At 58.8% G+C, this 18,833-nt stretch carries 16 protein-coding genes; all 16 read right to left on the bottom strand.

The window, feature by feature from the left end; all coding sequences use genetic code 11:
• Window positions 1–3: 3 nt before the first annotated feature.
• The 16 genes from JRJ26_11945 to JRJ26_11870 all read right to left on the bottom strand — a co-directional run bounded on the left by JRJ26_11945 (window position 4) and on the right by JRJ26_11870 (window position 18,222).
• Complete coding sequence (locus tag JRJ26_11945) at window positions 4–876, bottom strand: CoB--CoM heterodisulfide reductase iron-sulfur subunit B family protein (protein ID MBW2058196.1); 873 nt, start codon at window positions 874–876, stop codon at window positions 4–6.
• Window positions 876–1,445: a 4Fe-4S dicluster domain-containing protein gene (locus tag JRJ26_11940; GenBank protein MBW2058195.1), complete on the bottom strand. Its 570-nt coding sequence runs from the start codon at window positions 1,443–1,445 to the stop codon at window positions 876–878. Before JRJ26_11940 ends, JRJ26_11945 begins: the two co-directional genes overlap by 1 nt.
• Before the next feature lie 30 nt (window positions 1,446–1,475).
• Window positions 1,476–2,396, bottom strand: a complete 921-nt coding sequence (locus JRJ26_11935; GenBank protein MBW2058194.1) for a methylenetetrahydrofolate reductase — start codon at window positions 2,394–2,396, stop codon at window positions 1,476–1,478.
• A complete protein-coding gene (locus JRJ26_11930) occupies window positions 2,393–3,064 on the bottom strand; it encodes a methylenetetrahydrofolate reductase C-terminal domain-containing protein (GenBank protein MBW2058193.1) in 672 nt (223 codons plus the stop codon). Before JRJ26_11930 ends, JRJ26_11935 begins: the two co-directional genes overlap by 4 nt.
• A gap of 45 nt (window positions 3,065–3,109) precedes the next feature.
• Window positions 3,110–3,517 carry a hydrogenase iron-sulfur subunit gene (locus tag JRJ26_11925; GenBank protein MBW2058192.1) on the bottom strand — a complete coding sequence of 136 codons (408 nt, stop codon included), beginning with the start codon at window positions 3,515–3,517 and terminating at the stop codon, window positions 3,110–3,112.
• Window positions 3,518–3,534: 17 nt separating this feature from the next.
• Window positions 3,535–5,265 (bottom strand): FAD-dependent oxidoreductase, encoded by a 1,731-nt coding sequence (locus tag JRJ26_11920; GenBank protein MBW2058191.1) that lies wholly within the window; start codon window positions 5,263–5,265, stop codon window positions 3,535–3,537.
• A gap of 3 nt (window positions 5,266–5,268) precedes the next feature.
• A complete protein-coding gene (locus JRJ26_11915) occupies window positions 5,269–6,297 on the bottom strand; it encodes a CoB--CoM heterodisulfide reductase iron-sulfur subunit A family protein (GenBank protein ID MBW2058190.1) in 1,029 nt (342 codons plus the stop codon).
• Window positions 6,298–6,389: 92 nt separating this feature from the next.
• Window positions 6,390–7,286, bottom strand: a complete 897-nt coding sequence (locus tag JRJ26_11910) for a dihydropteroate synthase (GenBank protein MBW2058189.1) — start codon at window positions 7,284–7,286, stop codon at window positions 6,390–6,392.
• A gap of 156 nt (window positions 7,287–7,442) precedes the next feature.
• A complete protein-coding gene (locus tag JRJ26_11905; protein ID MBW2058188.1) occupies window positions 7,443–8,786 on the bottom strand; it encodes an acetyl-CoA decarbonylase/synthase complex subunit gamma in 1,344 nt (447 codons plus the stop codon).
• Window positions 8,787–8,886: 100 nt separating this feature from the next.
• Window positions 8,887–11,091, bottom strand: a complete 2,205-nt coding sequence (cdhC, locus tag JRJ26_11900; GenBank protein ID MBW2058187.1) for a CO dehydrogenase/CO-methylating acetyl-CoA synthase complex subunit beta — start codon at window positions 11,089–11,091, stop codon at window positions 8,887–8,889.
• A gap of 33 nt (window positions 11,092–11,124) precedes the next feature.
• Window positions 11,125–13,077 (bottom strand): anaerobic carbon-monoxide dehydrogenase catalytic subunit, encoded by a 1,953-nt coding sequence (gene cooS, locus JRJ26_11895; protein ID MBW2058186.1) that lies wholly within the window; start codon window positions 13,075–13,077, stop codon window positions 11,125–11,127.
• A 36-nt stretch (window positions 13,078–13,113) separates the two neighbouring features.
• A complete protein-coding gene (locus tag JRJ26_11890) occupies window positions 13,114–14,064 on the bottom strand; it encodes an acetyl-CoA decarbonylase/synthase complex subunit delta (protein MBW2058185.1) in 951 nt (316 codons plus the stop codon).
• Between the two features lie 29 nt (window positions 14,065–14,093).
• Window positions 14,094–14,306 (bottom strand): hypothetical protein, encoded by a 213-nt coding sequence (locus tag JRJ26_11885; protein ID MBW2058184.1) that lies wholly within the window; start codon window positions 14,304–14,306, stop codon window positions 14,094–14,096.
• Window positions 14,307–14,346: 40 nt separating this feature from the next.
• The gene (gene folD, locus JRJ26_11880; protein ID MBW2058183.1) at window positions 14,347–15,234 is read right to left on the bottom strand and encodes a bifunctional methylenetetrahydrofolate dehydrogenase/methenyltetrahydrofolate cyclohydrolase FolD; all 888 of its coding nucleotides are present in this window, start codon (window positions 15,232–15,234) and stop codon (window positions 14,347–14,349) included.
• Window positions 15,235–15,371: 137 nt separating this feature from the next.
• On the bottom strand, window positions 15,372–16,118 hold the full coding sequence (locus tag JRJ26_11875) for an AAA family ATPase (GenBank protein MBW2058182.1): 747 nt from the start codon (window positions 16,116–16,118) through the stop codon (window positions 15,372–15,374).
• 331 nt (window positions 16,119–16,449) lie between these two features.
• The gene (locus JRJ26_11870) at window positions 16,450–18,222 is read right to left on the bottom strand and encodes a formate--tetrahydrofolate ligase (protein MBW2058181.1); all 1,773 of its coding nucleotides are present in this window, start codon (window positions 18,220–18,222) and stop codon (window positions 16,450–16,452) included.
• Window positions 18,223–18,833: the final 611 nt, after the last annotated feature.

Raw genomic sequence — 18,833 nt, 5'->3', positions numbered from 1 at the left:
CCATTACAGAATGCCGTAGTTCTCCAGGGCCCTTTGGGGCGAGACCATCAACCGGCCCAGCCCCAGCTCTCCGGAGTAGGCTCCGAAAACGATACCGAGAATCTGGGTGAAATAGAGAACCGGGATATCGAACCGCTCGCCGTAGATCTCAGCGATCTGATTCTGGCGCATGTCAAGATTGGCCTGGCAGAGGGGACAGCAGACGGCTATCATCTCGGCTCCCACCTGTTTGGCCGCTCTCAGGATCTCGTGGCTCAGGTGGCGGACCACCTCGGGCCGGGTATAGGTCATGCTCGCACCACAACACTCGGTCTTGTAAGCCCAGTCAAGGGTCTCCAGCCCCACGGAACCGAGTATCCTGTCCATGCTCATGGGGTATTCGGGATCGTCGAAGCCAGAATCCCGGGGCGGCCGGGCGAGATTGCAGCCGTAATAGCAGACGATTTTCAAACCAGGAAGGCGCTTCCTTACGTTGCCGGCAAGACTGTCAAGCCCCACTTCCTCGAGGAGAATCTCCAGTGGATGAAGGACCTCCACCGTCCCTTCATAACTCTCGCCGAGGACCTCACCGACCCTCCTAGCCAGATCGTCCTCTCTCTGGAGGGCCAGATTGGCCGCCTTCATCCGAGACAGAGCCACAAGACACGGAGCAACCAACCGATCCAGGCCCTGCTGCCGGGCACCGGCGAGACTCATGGCAGGCATCACCACCGACAGAAGGCGGGAAATAGCACGAGCGGACGCCCCCCCGCAACATACCCAGTCCCTCACCTCCTGGAGCTCTATCCCCAAGAACCGGCATACCCAACGGAAGGAGATATCGTAATCCTGAGCCGAGCCCTTGAGCATGCAGCCGGGAAAATAAGCATAAGCCATCAGCTCTCTCCTTCTATCTCCCGGACTCGCGAAACCACATCCCGGAGCCGCTTCACTCCCTCGGATCTCTCCGGCACAAGCCTGATCCTCTTGTTGGCCAACCCAGGCCAGAGGAGATCGACATCCTTGAAAGGATCGACCGTTTTCAGATTCATGACCGAGGCCAGTCTAATCTCACAGATCCGCCCATGCCGTTCCACCTGTTTGAGAAACACGCGATGCATGCTGGGGATCTCCGGATAGGGGTTGTAGTACTCCACCCGGCCGCTCATAACCAGTTCCCTCAGGCCATCGATGATCTTGAGAATATCGATATTCTGGGGGCACCGGGCGCTGCACGTACCGCAGGAGAGGCAGTTCCAAATCATTCCAGACTCAAAAACCTCCCGCTCCAGGCCCAGCTGGAGAGCCCGTACCATCTCATGAGGCTTGAGCAACATCTCGTAGGCCACGGGACACCCCAGGGAACATCTGCGACATTGATTGCAGAGATTCACGTTCTCACCCGTGAGTGAGAGAATCTCCTTGCTGAAGTTCTGGCTCTCTCTTGTCAGATTGATTCTCATCATGTGGGTCCCGATCCTTTTGAATCCATCTCCTCACCAGAGCACGGGCCTGGGAAGGAGTCCTGCCATTTCCGCTATCTGACCGGCCTTCTCTTCCCAGTCCACGGTCATGATGTGGACACCGTGGATCCCTTCCATCTCCTTCAGCTCCTCGATCTGTTCGACACAGATCCTGATGCCCTCCTCGGCGGGTTCAGAGGCTTTTGCCATCCGCCCGATCACATTGTCAGGAACCGTGATACCCGGAACACCGCTCCTCAGAAATTCGGCCATCGCCGCCGATTTCAGGGGAACCACGCCGGCCATTATATGGACCCTTTCATGGAGTCCCCGGTCCCGCACCATCCCCATCCACTCCTTGAACCGGTTCATGTCAAAGACCGGCTGGGTTTGGACAAAATCCGCACCCGCATCGATCTTCTTTGCCAGCCGGACAACCCGGAATTCAAATGGGTCGCCGAAGGGATTCACAACCGCTCCAATCAGGATTCCAACCTCCCCTGCAAACCCTTCTCCGCCGAGAATCTTCCCCTCCTCTCGCATCCTTCGAGCACAGTCGATCAGCTGAACGGAGTCCAGATCATGGACGTTTTTCGAGTCAACCTGATTGCCAAGACAGGGGTGGTCACCTGTCAACAACAGCAGATTCTTGACACCGAGAGCCGTAGAGCCGAGAATATCACTCTGGAGGGCGATCCGGTTCCGATCTCTGGTGACCATCTGCATCACCGGTTCCAGTCCCATGCCGATCAGCAGTGAAGACGCAGCCATGCTCGACATCCGCACCATTGCCCTCTGATTATCCGTCACATTCACCGCATCGACGTATCCTCTCAGGAGCTCCGCCTTCTTCTTGACTCCACCCGCATCATTCCCCTTGGGAGGAATCAGCTGTCCTGTCACAGCGAACAAGCCCTTCTCCATCACCCTTTCCAGATGGCTACCGGCTCTCATTGCTTCAGATCCCCCCTTACGATGGTTCTCGGTCCCCTGTCCCGGCTCTCCCGGCCCCAGCGCTTGGCAGGGACAAACAGCTCGAGCCTGTCGAGCTGACCGGTGGCTTTCAACCGGTCATAGATGGCCTGCCAGGCGCAGGGAGTCTCCCCGTCGATCTCGCACACCCCGTCCCGAGACCCGCCGCACGGACCGTTGAGAAGCTGCTTTGCACACCGCGTCACCGGGCAGATCCCGCCCGTGAGATGGAGCACGCAGTTTCCACAGGCCTGGCACCGCTCTACCCAGACGCCGGGTTCTACGGTCTTCCCCATGAACATGGTGTTCACTCCGGGGTAGACAGGGATCTCTGAGAACCGTTCGGCCAAGGCCTGGACCCCAACCCCACATGCGATCGAGAGAATCGCTTCCACGTCTTCCGTCTTCCCGGCGAGGGCATCCACGAACTCCGGCTCACACTGCCGGGGGGAGGTCTCCTCGAGGATCTCCAGCTTCTGCCCGAGTTTCTTCCGTGCCATCCTCAGGGTGGCGGCAAGGATCGCCACCTCCCTCTCTCCTCCTGCGTGACAGACCGCAGCGCAGCCGTTGCACCCCACGAGAAGGATCCTCTTGTAGGCATCGAGGAAACCGAGGATCTCGTCAACAGGTTTCTGCTCCGCCTTGATCATCGATCCATACTCCTTCCTCTGCGGCAGGGCCGGGCCCCGGGGCTTTCACCTGGTAGGGTTGGGGCCCAGTTCTTTCAGGTATTCGAACTTCCTTCGGACCGTCTCGGCAAACTTCGGGCCGTCCTGGACGGAGAGGTTGCAGAGTTCGAGTCTCTCCCTCTTGAGGCCGATCCTTTCCATGATCTCATGGACGTGCTCCGTTCGGGCTCTTACCGCCAGATCCCCGGTGAGAGACCGACAGTTTCCCCTGTGACACGCGACGATCAACACTCCATCCGCTCCGCTCTCAAGAGCCCGGAGAATGTGAAGGGCGTCGACCCTTCCTGCACAGGGAACACGGACGACCTCTATGGTCTCCGGGACGGAGATGCCGAGTCCCCCAGCCATATCGGCCGCTCGATAACCGGATCTGTCACAGCAGAAGGCGACGATTCTCGGAACAAAAGACCCCACGAAGAATCCTCCTCCCCTCAGGACCATTCCCTCACCTGGAGGGAGAGCTCCTGGTCGGTCAGATGGTTCAGGGCAATGGCCCTGGTCGGGCAAGAGGCGACACAGATCCCGCACCCGTAACACTGCACCGCCAAAACCCTGGCCGCCTCGGACTTCCCCCCTTCTTCCCCTCTCTCCGTGGTATAGACGTTGCCGGCCGCATACTTCTCGACCACCACCGCACGATGGGGGCAGACCCTCAAACAGGTCAGGCAGAGGGCACACTTTGCCGGATTGACCACCGCAACCGCCAGGTCATACGCGTAGGTGCCCGAAGAGACCAGCCGGGCCACCTGTGCAGCCGCAGCCTCCGCCTCTTTCAGGGCTTCATCGAGGGGGAGCGGGAAGCCACGGCCTCCTGCCAGAAACAGACCACGTCGGTTCGCCCCTGTCAGGCAAAACTGGGGGTTGTCATCCATGAGATAACCCTCTCGGGTGGAGGGGATGCCGAACATTCCGGCCAGCCTTTTGGTCTGCCACGAGGGGACGAATCGCTCTCCCGAAACAACCAGATCGGTTAGGATGGAGAGAGAATACTGGTCCCCCCTCATCCGGGTGGACACCTCCTTGACTTCCACGTTGACCTGACTATCGACAAGCGAAAGCCTAGGGGGATCGTCGTACTTGATGAAGACGACTCCCATGTCGCGGGCACTCCGGTATTGACTCTCCATTCCGTCCAGACAGACCTTCACGTTCCGGCAGATCACATACACCGCGCAATCGTGATCCTTCTTGAGAAGGATCGCGTTTTTCATGGCACTGGCCGAGTCGATCTTGCTGGCCTCATTGACCAGATCGAGAAGAAAAACCACGGTACGGACAGGTCTCCCCTTCTCATCGGCCAGGGTTTCACCCCCTCTCTCAAGCATCGACTCCATCGCCCTGAGAGAGATGAAACGCCGGTGGCCGAAAATCCCTTCCCTGTTGGGTACGGAATCACATCCTGTTGCCAGGATGACGGCCGACCCCTCAACGATCTCCCTCCTCCCCGAAGGGTCCTCGATCTCTATATGGTAGTCCCCCAAGCGTCCTTCAAATCCTCTTATCTCCACCGATGTCTTCACGTCGATCTTCGGGTGCCCCTTGACCTCTTCCACACGCTCCCCGAGCCAGGAGCCCATCTCAAAGGGTTCGTCCCACAAGTAGGGGAGGACGTCACCCTCCTCTCCGATCTCTTCTGCCTCAGTCAGTAAGGTTACCTCAATACCTGCATCTGCCAGCGCGGACGCGGCACAAAGCCCCACCGCACCCCCACCCACCACGACGGCCCTGTTGGGGATCTCAATCTCTTCCCGCCTTATGGGACGGAGCAGGAGAGCCTCTTTCACCGTCTTGGCCAGGAGGCCTCTCGTCTTCTGCCTTGCTCTCGCCACGTCGGGGATCCACCCCGCCACCTGGTCCTGGAGATTGACAACGAGAAACATGTAGGGATTCAGCCCCCCGGACACCGCCAGCGAGCGGAAGGATCTCTCATACCACCTCGGGCTCCGGCCGGCGATAACCACGCGATCAGCCTTGGCCTGCTTCAGCCGGCTGGCGAGTCTGGCAAGGCCTCCAGGACGAGAGAGATCTTCCTCCACATTGCAGGAAACCACCTGGGGGAGGCCCGAGGCATATCGGACCATCTCCTCGTCGAGCAGATCGGACAGGGCTCCCCCGCAGTGATCGAGAAAAACCGCAACGTGGCCCGCTCCCGAACTCTTCATGGATCAAAGTCCTCCCAAATACTCATCGATCTTCAGGGCCGTCGCCCTCGCGTCCATCATGGAACCCGCGATGTCTGTCGGCCCCTTACAGGCCCCTGAGACAAAGACCCCTGACTGATGAGGAGGTGAGCGGTAGAATCCCTCCTGGTTTTTCAGGATATGGAGAGCAGATGCAAGCTCCTCTGCATCATGCCGGGGGGCCATCCCTATGGAGAGTACCACCAGGTCGAATGCCTCCTGGACGATCTCCCCACTGGTGGGCTCGATGAATCTCACACCGAGATCCGTGGATGTCCTGTGCCCGTAAACCTTAGACGGAAGGCTCCGGACGAGTCGTATCCCCTCGTCCAGCCGGCAGGACTCAACAAGGGATTCGAAGGATCTCCCCAGAGGCTGGATGTCGGTATAGAAGAAAGTCGTCTTGGTGCCGGGGCTGTGGTGCCTTATGGCCCTTATGAAACGGAGGGCATAAGCACAGCAGACCTTCGAACACCAGAGATGTCCGATAGCCTCGTCCCTGCTCCCGACGCACTGGAAAAAGGCAATCTTGGAAGGGACGGCCCCGTCCGAAGGACGGTAGACCCTTCCCTCGGACCGGAGCATCCCGTCCAGGTCGCGGGCGGTGATGACATTCTGGAAGATCCCGTATCCATATTCCCGCTTCCGCCTCGCATCAAAAAGATCGGCCCCCGTTGCTATAAGGAGAGCCGATACCTCGAGCCGGGTTTGCCCGTCCCTTGTTTGAATCTCCGCTTCGAAACGGCCGGGTTCGCCGGTGACCCGCCCCAGGGAGCCTTCGAGGATCACACTGACCTGAGGCTCCCGCCTGACTTCCTCCATCTGTGTCTCCACCACACAGGCAAAACAACGGTTGCACTGATCCGCTGCCTTGCAGGCCAGACTGCCCGCCTGGCCTCCCAGATGCGCCTCCCTTTCGACAATGGTCGAGGCGATCCCGAGTTGGGCCAACTCGAGAGCAGCCGTCACCCCTGCAATGCCGCCGCCAACAATGAGAACCTTCCCACTGGTCACACCCAGTCCCCCGTTCGCCCGAAGACCCGATCCATTTCCGCAAGGAGAGGGGTTCTCCAATGAACCGTTCACCCCAAATGCCGGCTCTCCGATCAGATTTCAAGCCATGAGTCAGAGTAGAGGGAATGCCCGAGAAGAATCTTGGCTGTCTTAACGTAGTCGGCCTGCTCCTTGGTCAGAGAACCGAGGTCCGGCTCCCGGCCGTCCACGACGTCTTGAATCAATCGACTGATCTCCTGTCTCTCCCCCCGCGCAAAGGCCTTAAGATCATCGTCAAAGGCATCGACGATCGCCGAAGCCAAGCCGTATTTCTCAAGAATCACGAGATAGGTCTGGTTGAGGATGGGCCGCAGCTCCTTGGGCGCCCCGTTGGAAACGTTCGAAAGCCCACAGGTGGACTTCAGGCCGGGGGCCATCTCCTGGAGGTCCCTGAACATGGCCATAAAGGCCACCATGCTCTTGACCTGGTCCTGCTGGCTGCTGACCGGGGTTACGATGGGGTCGATCCAGACATCCTCGTTGGGTATGCCGTACTCGGCAGCCTTGTTCATCAGTTCTGTGGCGAGGACCCCCCTTTCCGCATCGTCTCTGGGCATCCCCTCCGGTCCCCAGAGAAGGGCCACGAAACCCGCATCGTATTTCTTGGCCAGAGGCAGCTCCGCTTCCATCCTTTCGGGCCGGGCCATGATGGAGTTGATGACAGCCTTTCCCTTTTTGTTCTTGTAAGCCTTCAATCCGGCCTCGATCGCCTCCACGTTCGTGGTATCCAGGTAGAGGGGAAGATCCACGACCTCCTGGATGGTCTTGACCATCCATTCCATCAGTTCGGCCCCTCCCTTCCGGGCAGGCCCGAGGTTGACGTCCAGGTAGTCCATGCCCGCCTCGGCCTCGGAAACGGCCAATTCCTGAATAGTCTTGGCGTCGCGCTCCTTCATGGCCGTTCCGATCCGTTTGACCATGACGTTAATGTTTTCACCGATGAGTAGCATCCTTCCCTCCTTGCCTTGGTTTTTCGGAAACCGAAGAGTCGATTCGATGCCACGATGAGGGAGAGATCTCTTGCAACCCGGCCGGAGGACGGCTCTCGCCGCAGGAGAGCAGTCTCTCTTCCGCCCTGTCCCTCATCGATGGGGAACCTCTATCCCCTACCCCATTTTGAGGAAAGCAGCGATGTGAGCGGCCTCTCGGGGTCCGATGGCAACCTCCCATTCCGAACCGAGTTCCTCCTCAAGATCTCCACTCACCGCCGCAACCAGCCCCGGTATGATGATCCGCTTCCGCTTGATCTTTTCTCCGATCCCGCATTTCTTGATGAACATGCCCATGGCGTCACCCACAAACTTCCCTGCCGCCCAGGCCGTCAAGACCGAGAGACCCTCTGTGTCCATCACCAGGAGATAGCTCGGAACACGGCTTGCCTCGATCTCGCCCGACACGACAAAGTAGGTGAGCGCGAAGTTCGTGGTGATCAGCACCGGTGAGTTCTCGTCGGGATTGCCGATTTCGTAAATCCCCTCTGTCATCATCATGGGCCGCTGCGGATCGGTATAGATGTTCATCCTCTCCACCAGGAGGGGGAAGAGGCTGTGCCCCTGAAAGTCGGACAAGACGACTATTCCCCCGTACTTGGCTATGAAGGTGGCAGCGATAAGACACTCCTTCATCGGGTCATCGGTCATCTCACAGGGGAAGGTAATGGTCGGGTAGCCCAGGGGCCGAAACTTCTTCTGCAGCGCCGCCCGGCGAATGAAGATCTCATCCTCAAAAGCCCTTCGCATCGTCCTCGACCCGGGGTCGAGAACGATGTCCTTGACACCGGCCTGATCGAGCCGGGTAGTCAACCGGGAGAGCTCCTCCAAATCCTTCGCCTTTGCGGCCAGTGGGCAATTGTGCTCCTTGGCGAGATCGGCCAGGGCCTCGGAATTCCCGTTGGTAGCAGCGTAGATGAGAGGCACCCTCTCGGCACAGGCCCTGACCCCGGCAGCGAGAAGCTCTGTCTTCTCACTCATGAGAACCAGGCCGGCATCGGTCTCTTTCATCACCCGTTCGATCAGTCCCACAAATCTCTTCTCGTCACCGGACTCCTCCTTCACGGCCACCAGTTCAGGCCTGAGGATGAGCCCCACACGCTCGAACCTCGCCTCGTTGAAAGCCTTCAATCTCCCCCCGACCTCGGCATCATCCATGGTGTCACGGATCAGCACGGCCATGCCGGTGGGATTCACAAAGGTCTTTTCATGACGGAAGAGAACCGTTTCTCCTCCGATCTTCAACGCGTTCTCCCCGGCTCCTATGGTGAGTGGCCTGATCGGCGGTGCCGAGGCTTCGGCGAGCTGAGCCTTTGCCTCGTCAGACACGTAGGGGCAGGAAGACAGTTCCGCTTTCCCCGCAGCCAGTGCCATGGCAAAGGCCAAACACGTGGGAACCCCGCACTCCCCGCAATTGGTCTTGGGGAGTAGTTTGAAAATCTGGATTCCGGTGAGTCCCATTTTTTCTCTCCTTTCCTCTCCAAAGAATGAGGATCCTGCTCCGCATGCACAAGAATCCCCTGCCCCCGGGGAAAACCCGAACCCCAGGGATCGGGGAAAATCAGAGGATCGATTCCATGGTCAGGGCGGGGTGTTCCTTTTCCTGGAGAAAGGGAAGAATCTCCTCTTCCGTCACGCCGATCGTCTCGTCTGCGATTCTGTCCATCAGATCAGGAATACCGAGCTCTTCGGCCCGTTTGTCGAACCTCTCCTTGATCTCCTCTTTCAGCATCTTGGGCATCCATACGAGTCGCTTTATCCCTCCTTCGGCGCGGAGAAACTTCCTCTGGGTAATGTTGTACTTTCCATGGCCGACAAATCCCGGGGTGATCACACCGCCGCCCACGGCACCGGCCAGAGTGGTGAACTTCATACCGCAGGGGGTCATCCCCAGATAGTCCCGGTTCACCGTCATGATTCCGTTGCACATGGGAAGGATGGCGGCAATACACTCGCAACACCCGCAGGTGGTCATGGGATCGTTGACGATGCTGTAGAAGTTGTAATGATCAAAGGTCCCCCTGGAGGCCTTCTTGAGGAACTCGTTACAACCCTTCCACTGGCCGAGCCACTCATCCACGGGCTCCCCCTTCTCCACCGGCTGGTTGGGGCCCGTGGGGTTGATCTCGTATGAGGCCTTGCAGTCCATCCAGTTGTAGGCCCCACACAACCCGGTCCGCTCAGGGCTGATTATGCAGACGTGGTTTGGAGCAAAGGACTGGCAGAGGGTGCACGAGTAAAAGATCTCGGTCGTCTCGTCGGTCATCCCCTCGATCCGTGCATCCCTTTTGGCATATACGGCCCGTGCCTGCTCCAGGATCTCGGCCACCTTTTCCTCCTCGGTATAGATCTTCACCTGAATCTTATCGAAGGTGGCTCCGAAATCCTGGTGGAGTTTCGCATAAAGGATCTTTCCCAGATGCTCGAGCCTGAAACCCTTTTCCACGGCCTGCTTGCTTATCCGAATCCAGGCGATATCCCGCTGGCCGATATGCATGACACCCTGGGCGTAGTTGATCAGATGGTGTATCTGCCGTTCCAGGATGGGTTCGAAATCCTCCTCGAAGTTCCTCCCAGCCACTTCGCCCACTATGGCAATGGGAAGGCGGCCCGGAGGGTCCACATCGGTTATGTCCGGCCCGAAAAGCTCAACCCGCCCGTCCTCCACCTCGTCCATCTCGCCTGTGGTTATCCATTCCACCGCATGAGTCCTGCCACCGCCCATCTCCAGGTAGATATCGTCCCCCCTAACCCTCTCCCCCTCAAAGGCGGGACCGTATGAGACAGGAACCGGCACTTCCGCGACCGTCACCTTGAGGCCCCTCACCTCCACGGCCTTCTGCACGATCTGGTCGTGGGGGACGTTGGAAACCACGTGTTCGTAAGTACACACACCGGTAGGCAGAACCTCCGGGATCGGCGTGTCCGCAATGGTAGGAAACCCCCAGTTGATGGCGCCCGCCGCATTTGCGTACCATTCATCGTTGACAAAACCCATGGGCATGACAAAGGCGAATGTCCGGTCCTTGTTGTAGATCAGGTTCCGCCGGAACTGACCGGGTTTTACCCCTCCGAAGGACATGGCCACCCGGCTGGCAAAACCCATGGCGAACACGGCGGCCGTGATGTCCGGTCCGTACGAGACCAACCGCGTAGGCCAGCCCACCTGGACCCCCGCCTCCACGAGTTGTTCGCTGAACCGCTTCCCCTCGTGTTCTGCACACATGAAGACGTAGAGGTTCTTTTCCTGGAGTTCGGTGGCGATTTTCTTGGCCGTCTCCGGATCAGGAGCCGCACCCACAATCGCCGCAAACCCCGGGGCTGTTCCATCCACGAACTCGATGCCCCTTTTCCGCAGAATCACGTCGTCGGCCGCTCCCAGCCAGAGATTATCGTCTGTCGGATCCTCCTGCTTGGTATAGAAATCGGGCTCCTTGAGGTACCGGATAGCCTCGATGATCTCCTCGGCAAAAAAAGTCGCCATTCCTGCATCGAGAGCCGGGGCCAGATAGGGAAGGGGGGAGGTCTCCTTGACCAGGGGCGGCAGCAGAATTCGACACCGCTTCAGGACTTCCTCCATGTCACCGAGCTTCTCTACCGCAATACCCAGGATGGCATATATCACCGGCAGATAGTAAGCCGTGTTGGGAAAACCAACCGGCTCGTTCGCTCCCCATCGATCCATGGCCTCTTTCCACTCGGCCTCGGCCCGGTCCACGATCTTGTGAGCTCCCCGAATGGCAGCAGAACAAATTATCTTCGACACCTTGGTTCCTCCTTCTAGACTATCGGGCTCCGATTAGGCAGCCTCCAGTTCACGGCGTTTGGCCATGTCATAGAGAACACGCTCTCTCTTCTTGTCGATGCCCAGGGCTTTCCGTTTCTTGTCGATGTGCTCGATCATCTTGCCGGCCGCTTTGACTGGATCTTGCTCGAAATCCCATCGCCCCTTGAAGATCTCGTCGAATCCCTCAAAGAGCTCGCGGGTGACCTCATCGCTTCCCAGGGTGGGCCATGTTACACCGAAAACCGTGTATACGCCGGAGGCCACAAAATACTGCCCGATCGAGATGGCCTTCTCGCTCATCCACTCCGGGGCCGCTCCGGCGGCCGGAAGGTCGCTGATATCATCCCCGAGGCCGCCGTCCTTGACCACAGCCGTGGCTGCCATGAGGATCCGGCTGTTGTCCACGCAGGACCCCATGTGGAGGACCGGAGGGATCCCCACCGCCTCGCAGACCGAGGCCAATCCCTCGCCGGCATACTTGTGGGCCGCTTCGGGCGTCAGAAGACCGTACTTGCCCGCGGCCATGGCGCTGCACCCCGTGGTCAGAACGATCACATCGTTCCCGATCAGCTCGAGGATCATCTTTAGATGTGCATCGTCGTGGAGGGTCCTTGCATTGTTGCAGCCCACGACCCCTGCTATCCCCCGGATCCGGCCGTTGATGATGTTGTCGTTCAGGGGCCGGTAGGAAGCCCGATACAATCCTCCCAGCAGATAGTTGATCGTTTCATGGCTGAATCCCACCACGGTGTCGATGCTCTGCGACGGGATCTGAACCTGAGCCCTCCGGTTCGGAAAATTGTCGATCGCCTCGCGGAGAATCCTCTTTGCGATGTTCAGGGCCTCGTGCTCCTCGAACTCGATATGCATGGCCCCTTCGATATGGGCCCGGGGGTCGGTGGTAATAAGCTTGGTATGGTAGCACCGGGCCACATTTACCAGGGACTGCATCTCGCACTGTACGTCCACGGTCATCGCCTCCACGGCACCGGTGATAATGGCGAGCTCCTGCTGGAGAAAGTTGCCGGCCACCGGAATCCCGTGACGCATGAGGATCTCGTTGGCACTACAGCACATCCCTGCGAGATTGATCCCCTTGGCCCCCTTGGACTCGGCGTACTTCCGCATCTCAGGATCCTGGGCGGCAACGACCAGCATCTCCGGGAGCAACGGCTCGTGGCCGTGGACGATGATGTTGACGTGATCCTCCTTCAGCACGCCCAGATTGATCTGACCGGCCACGGGAACGGGATCTCCAAACATGATGTCCTGGAGCTCGGTGGAGATCATCGATCCACCCCAGCCATCGGAAAGGGAACACCGGGCCGCGGCCTTGAGGATGCTCTTGTAATCCTGATCCACCCCGATGTGGGTCCGGTGCATGATTTCAACCACCTCCCGGTCGATCCCCCTCGGCATGGTTCCCGTCTCGCGCCAGAGTTCCTGCCGTTTCAAGGGAGCCCTCTTGGCAAAGAGAATCTCCCCCTCCTGCCGGCCGAACTCAGCCATGGCGATCTCACCCACATCGATGGCGATGTCCTTCAGATCCCGGTTCCCGATCTCCACGCCGAAGTCCATGGCGAGCTGGTAGAGCTTCTGCTCGTCCTTGATCTCGAAATCCGAAACCTCTCCCTTGGCCGTAGCAAGAAAGAGCTCCGCTACCCCCCGGGCGTGGTCTCCGTGGGCCGCGGCGCCCCCTGCGACCATCCGCGCGAAGTTTCTGGCGGAAATCGTCTCCGCGGTCGCACCGCAGACCCCCGTGGGTCTTACGGCGCCTTCTTTCCTCGGTGCCTGGACCCGGCACGGCCCCATGCCGCAGTTCTTGCAGCAGCTCCCCTCGGCCCCTATGGGGCAGGGCTTCATCTTGAGAGCCCGGTCAAAGACCGTCTCCACCCCTTCGGCGGCTGCCTTCTCGATCATCTCCACACTGGCCTGATCCGCACTCTTTGCCTCTGTCTCTGCCATCATGTTCCTCCAGCTAGTTGTTATCTCTCAGAACCCTCAACCCGCTGCCATAAGGTCGTTCACCATCTCCCTGGTCAGCCTTACAGCATCCGGGTGTCTCATGACCAGAATGTCGGCACCGGCAAGGAGAAGGATAACGGCCGTCACCGCCTCCATGAGTATCCCCCTCTTTCCAGGATCGCCCATGGCCGGGGCCTCTTGTTCGCTGAGCTTCGCTTCCTTGGTCTTCCAAACCTCCCTGGCCATGTTGCAGATCATGGGAAACTGAAGCCGCTCGTCCTGCTGGGTCAGGGCTGCCATCCTCATCCGTTCCATCACCGAATAGGTGTATTCGATCCCGTAGCCCAACCCCCCGGTGGTTGGATCGACCAGGATCTGCTCATCCGGCACGCCGAGGTTCCCCAGAAGAATGTTTAGCTGTTTGGCGAGATTTATGTCGATGGGTGTGGACGCGACGACCGTATGCTTGTAGGCAATGGCGCCGGCACCGATTTGCTTGTAGTTGCCCTCAACCACCGGACCGATGATCACGTTCCTCCCCTCGCAGACTTCGGCCACCCTTCTGAGGACCTCTGCGTCCTTCTCATCGTTGTCCACCCCCCAGACAATGAGGGGGACATCGATGGCATCCGCCACCCTCCTGGCCGTCTCCGCCGCCTCATCGGAGGAACGATTCAGGCCGTTCGGATCGGTGCTGATCAGCTCGAGATAGACAAGGTCGGCCTTGTACTGCTCCACGTTCCTCTTCGCCCAAGCCACGGGATCGTCCGTCACGCCCTCAAAGGGTTTCAAGGCCTCCTCTGCCCACTCTTCGGGAGGTGCATCGTAGACCTCCATGGCGATCCGAGGGGGATTGGGCATCTCGCCCTCGAACAGATGAAAGGGGTAGGAGGTCTCGTCTCCGACTTCGACCGCTCTGTCCGGTCTGCCCACCTTGATACTCTTGATTTTGCCCGTGTAGTTTATCTTCGGTATTTCAAAAGCCACAGTCCTCACCTCCCTGGGTCATCAACCCGTCACGCCGGTGTCTTCCTCTTTTCACTGCCGTACCACTCATCGCTGAACCAGTACCTCTCGCCGGTCTTCAGGTAGGCAAGCATCTCCTCCCTCGACCTGAGCTTCTTCCTCCACTGGAAGGGAGATTCCGGCTTGCCCTCTTCATAGATACCGCCGAGAATCTTTACCTTCTTCCCGTCAAAAGAGACCCTCTCCTCGACCTTCTCTTTCATAGCCTCTCCTTTCGTGGCCCGTGGTCCCCTGGGCAAAGTATCATGCAACTCCAGCGGCGAGCTTGGCCGCCTTGACGGTGTTCATCATCAACATGGTGATTGTCATGGGGCCTACCCCCCCGGGCACGGGGGTTATCATGGCGGCCTTCTCCTTGACTCCGTCGAAGTCAACGTCACCACAGAGCTTCGCCTTCCCCTCGGGGGTCTTCCCGATGCGGTTGACTCCCACATCAATCACCACCGCTCCGGATTTCACCATGTCTGCCGTGACGGCCTTGGGTTTGCCCGCTGCCACAATCAGGATGTCGGCCCTCCGCGTATGAAAGGCTATATCCCTCGTCCTGGTGTGGCAGACGGTCACCGTGGCGTTCGCCCCCTTGGCCTTCTGGAGGAGGATGTTGGCAATGGGCTTGCCCACGATATTGCTCCTTCCCACCACAACGACTTCCGCTCCCTCGATCTCGGCCCCTGATCGAATCAAGAGCTGCTGGATGCCGGCCGGTGTACACGGGAGATAGTCGGGCTCCCCGATCATGAGCTTGCCCACATTCACGGGATGGAAGCCATCAACATCCTTTTTCGGATCGATGGCATAGAGGACCCTGTTCTCGTCTATGTGCTTGGGCAGAGGGAGCTGGACCAGAATACCGTGAATCTTGGGATCCCTGTTGTATCGGTCTATCAGCTTCAACAGATCCTCTTCTGATATTCCCTCGGGTTGATTGTCTTGGACCGAATAGAAACCGAGCTCATGGGCCGTTCTCTGCTTGGCCGTCACATAGCTCACCGAGGCGGGGTTCTCCCCCACCAGTATGGTGACGAGGCCGGGTTCCACGGCATGGGCCTTCTTGAGATTCTCCACCTCCGCTTTCAGCTCTTCCCGGATCTGCCGGGCAACTTCCGTCCCGCTGATGATCTTGGCTGACATACCTAACTCCCCCTTCTTCGACTCCCCTTGCCCAGGTCAGCCGGGCAGGGACTTGAAAAAAACGCTGGCGCCTCCCGGCGCCCCACCAGGAGCCGGCCCTAAGACCGTCCCCTGCAGAAACCGTCCGGAGACCCATTCTACGGAATCAGCTTGTCGAAAATCTCCCACGAGGCGCGTAGGGCTACTGAATCCCTGGGAAGCGTGGATGTCGGCCTGCCCTCCAGATCGTACTGGTAGACCACCGGGTCAGCGGGTATCACACCGGCAACGGGCAGAGAGAGCTTGTCGGCTTGAGACACGATTTCCGGTTGAGGACCGTTCTCCACACGATTCAACAGGAGAAACGCCCGCCCTACCTCCAGGTTGAGTTCCCTGATCAGATCTCGAATCCGCGCCCCGGTAAGAACCCCACGGGCGCTCGGATCCGATACGATCAGAAGGAGATCCACATTGCGGGTAGTCATGCGACTAAAATGTTCCATCCCTGCTTCGTTGTCTATCACCACGTAGGGGTAGTTGCCAGCAAGGATGTCGATGCATTTCCGGGCCAGGGTATTGGCAGCACAGTAGCAACCCGGGCCTTCCGGCCGGCCCATGGCGATCAGATCAAAACCGTTTTTCTCCACCAGAGCCTCCTGAATCTTGTACTCGAACCAGATGTCCTTGGTCATCCCCACAGGGACATCCTTTTTCATCAGGTCCCTGGCTTCACCGATCGTCGCCTTGACCTCGACTCCCAGAACCTCGTTGAGATTGGTGTTCGCATCGGCATCAACGGCCAAAACCGGTTTCTTCCCCCTGTCGAGGAGGTATTGGATCAGGAATCCCGCAATGGTCGTCTTCCCCGTACCCCCCTTTCCCGAAACAGCGACTGTAAAAGACACGGTGCCCTTTCTCCCTTTCGGCCATCAAGGAGCATGGAGACCGACCCGTCACCATCCTTGACAGCCCTCCAGTCCTCATGCCTCCTCAGTCGGATGCCGGAACTCGGAAGCCGAGCAGACGGCATACACCCTTTTCAGGCTGGAAGACCTGCAGTCCCCCTGGGGTGGAATCGAGGAGGGGACAGATAGGACACCATATTATATCGATTCCATTCGGCACTTTTCAAGGGAAACCCCGTGGATTTCCTTGGCTTCCATCTCTCCCGTGGCACTCTCCTATCCGAATCGGTCCGATGAGTGATAGCAAACGATTTCACACCGCGAGGCCCACCTAGAAGAGCCCCTTCACCTTCCCCGTATTGACATCCACATCTATCTTCCGGAAGGCCGGATCAGAAGCGGTACCCGGCATCAGCCGGATGTCACCGGCCACCGGTACCACGAAACCGGCTCCTCGATAGGTGAGAATGTCCCGGATCGGCAGGGTCCAGCCCTTGGGCGCCCCCTTGATTGTGGGATCATGGGTCAGGCTCAGGTGGGTCTTTACCATACATGTCGCCAGCTTGCTCAACTCGGGATCGTTCTCCATCCGTTTGGCTTTTTCCTCGGCCACCGGTGTGTAGCTCACCGCAGCGGCTCCGTAAACCTCCTTGGCGATGGTCTCGATCCGCTGCCGGAGGGGCATCTCATCCGGATACAGGAACCTGAAATGACTCTCGTCCTCGCATGCATCGATCACAGCGTCAGCCAGTTCCAGAGCCCCTTCCCCTCCCTTCAGCCAGTGCTCCGAGACCGCGACTCTTGCACCTGCGGCCTCACAATGCTTTCTCAGGAGAGCGATCTCGTCCTTGGTGTCGGTGTGGAAGCTGTTGATACAGACAACCGGGCTGATGCCGGATTTCTTGACCGTCTCGATATGGGCGAGGACGTTGGGAATTCCCTTTTCAAGCAGCTCAAGGTTCTCAGTGGTATAGGCGGAATCCAGAGGCTGACCGGGCGCAACCCTGGGGCCGCCGCCGTGCATTTTCAGAGCCCTGATGGTAGAGACAATGACAGAACACTGAGGGATCAAACGGCTGAACCGGCATTTTATGTTCCAAAACTTCTCAAAGCCGATGTCGGCTCCAAAACCGCTCTCTGTCACATGGTAGTCGGAAAGCTTCAGGCAGACCTCGTCCGCCACGATGGAAGACTGGCCCACGGCAATATTTGCAAAGGGCCCGGCATGGACCAGCACGGGCTGCCCTTCCAGGGATTGAAGCAGGTTGGGGTTCATGGCCTTCACCATCCAGGCGGTCATGGCACCGGCCACCTCGAGATCCGTGGTCGTGATGGGTCTGCCCTGCTTGTCATAGGCAACCACGACCCGGCCGATCCTCTCCCTAAGATCTTTCAGATCGCTGAAAACCGAAAGAATCGCCATGATTTCAGAACTGACCGAGATGGCAAACCCCGACTGCATCATAAAGCCGTCCATCTTCCCCCCCAGGCCGATAATGATGTCCCTCAGGGCCTGGGCACAAAAATCCATGACCCATTTCATTTCCACGTTCCGGGGATCGATATTGAGCCTTTTCAACCCCTTCTTGGCTAGGGTTTGGTCATCGTAGTTGAACTCATGCTGGAGGCGGGAGGTGACCGCCACCATGGCGAGGTTGTGGGCATTGGTCACGTTGTCGATATCCCCGGTGAGGCCGAGAGAAAAAGCCGTCAGGGGGATGCACTGGGACAATCCGCCGCCCGCGGCACTTCCCTTGATGTTGAAAGTAGGGCCGCCCGATGGTTGCCGGATGGCGCCCGTCACGTTCTTCCCCCTCAGGGCAAGCCCCGGTATCAGGCCCATCGTGGTCGTGGTCTTCCCTTCACCCAGAGGGGTGGGGGTGATCGCCGTAACCTCGATGTACTTGCCGTTGGGTCGGTCTTTCAGCCGCTCAAGGACCCTCATGAAATCGATCTTGCCCAGGGTGTGTCCCATGGGGATCAGTTCCTCTTTCTCGAGCCCCATCTCATCGGCAAGCTGAAAGACCGGCTTCATGTCTTTTTCGACTGCTTCCGCAATCTCCCAATCCGCCATTTTTCTTGGATCCAGACCCTTCAGAGACATTGATCCTTTCCTCCTTCAAGAATTGTCGGTTTCCTCCAAGACCCCTTAGGAAGGGCAGCCTCTTCGTCTCTGCCTGCACCCCCAGGCCCTTCCCGCATCGTAAGAATCGCTGGCCTCCATTCCTCCAAGCGGCAGAACCGGGGGTTCCCCATATGTGATAATTGGCACAATGTATGCCATCGACCCGGCTTTGTCAAGAGAAAAAGACGTGGAGTTTCCCGACTTTTGGAGAACACCCTTGGCTCCGCGCGACATCGCGGGAGCGGTGGGGTACCCATCAAGGGCGAGCGGGGATGGGCGTGTTCGTGAGTCGTGGGCGTGGCTCGTGTTCGTGAGTCGTGTTCGTGAGTCGTGGGCGTGAGTCGTGTTCGTGAGTCGTGTTCGTGAGTCGTGGGCGTGACTCGTGTTCGTGAGTCGTGGGCGTGAGTCGTGTTCGTGAGTCGTGGGCGTGGGGGAGGGGCAGGAACCGTCCGCTTTGTACAGCTACCGGGACGACCCCCGGGGTGAAGGGGCGGACTCCTCTCCGCCATGAACATTCACGGAAGCAGAGGAGGTCTGTTCCCCCAAAAGAGGAACAAACCGTGAAGCACACCGGCGCTATAGATCCCTGC

It is taken from the genome of Deltaproteobacteria bacterium, assembly GCA_019308905.1.
Classification (GTDB): Bacteria; Desulfobacterota; BSN033; order WVXP01; family WVXP01; genus JAFDHF01.
Note: the sequence above shows the minus strand (reverse complement) of the source record. Positions and strands in the feature narration are given on the sequence as shown.

What these genes read in the sequence shown, in the direction of transcription:
- JRJ26_11945 (MBW2058196.1), bottom strand. Translation starts at nt 876, where the DNA reads ATGGCTTATGCTTATTTTCCCGGCTGCATGCTCAAGGGCTCGGCTCAG.
- JRJ26_11940 (MBW2058195.1), bottom strand. Translation starts at nt 1,445, where the DNA reads ATGATGAGAATCAATCTGACAAGAGAGAGCCAGAACTTCAGCAAGGAG.
- JRJ26_11935 (MBW2058194.1), bottom strand. Translation starts at nt 2,396, where the DNA reads ATGAGAGCCGGTAGCCATCTGGAAAGGGTGATGGAGAAGGGCTTGTTC.
- JRJ26_11930 (MBW2058193.1), bottom strand. Translation starts at nt 3,064, where the DNA reads ATGATCAAGGCGGAGCAGAAACCTGTTGACGAGATCCTCGGTTTCCTC.
- JRJ26_11920 (MBW2058191.1), bottom strand. Translation starts at nt 5,265, where the DNA reads ATGAAGAGTTCGGGAGCGGGCCACGTTGCGGTTTTTCTCGATCACTGC.
- JRJ26_11910 (MBW2058189.1), bottom strand. Translation starts at nt 7,286, where the DNA reads ATGCTACTCATCGGTGAAAACATTAACGTCATGGTCAAACGGATCGGA.
- JRJ26_11905 (MBW2058188.1), bottom strand. Translation starts at nt 8,786, where the DNA reads ATGGGACTCACCGGAATCCAGATTTTCAAACTACTCCCCAAGACCAAT.
- cooS (MBW2058186.1), bottom strand. Translation starts at nt 13,077, where the DNA reads ATGGCAGAGACAGAGGCAAAGAGTGCGGATCAGGCCAGTGTGGAGATG.
- JRJ26_11885 (MBW2058184.1), bottom strand. Translation starts at nt 14,306, where the DNA reads ATGAAAGAGAAGGTCGAGGAGAGGGTCTCTTTTGACGGGAAGAAGGTA.
- folD (MBW2058183.1), bottom strand. Translation starts at nt 15,234, where the DNA reads ATGTCAGCCAAGATCATCAGCGGGACGGAAGTTGCCCGGCAGATCCGG.
- JRJ26_11870 (MBW2058181.1), bottom strand. Translation starts at nt 18,222, where the DNA reads ATGTCTCTGAAGGGTCTGGATCCAAGAAAAATGGCGGATTGGGAGATT.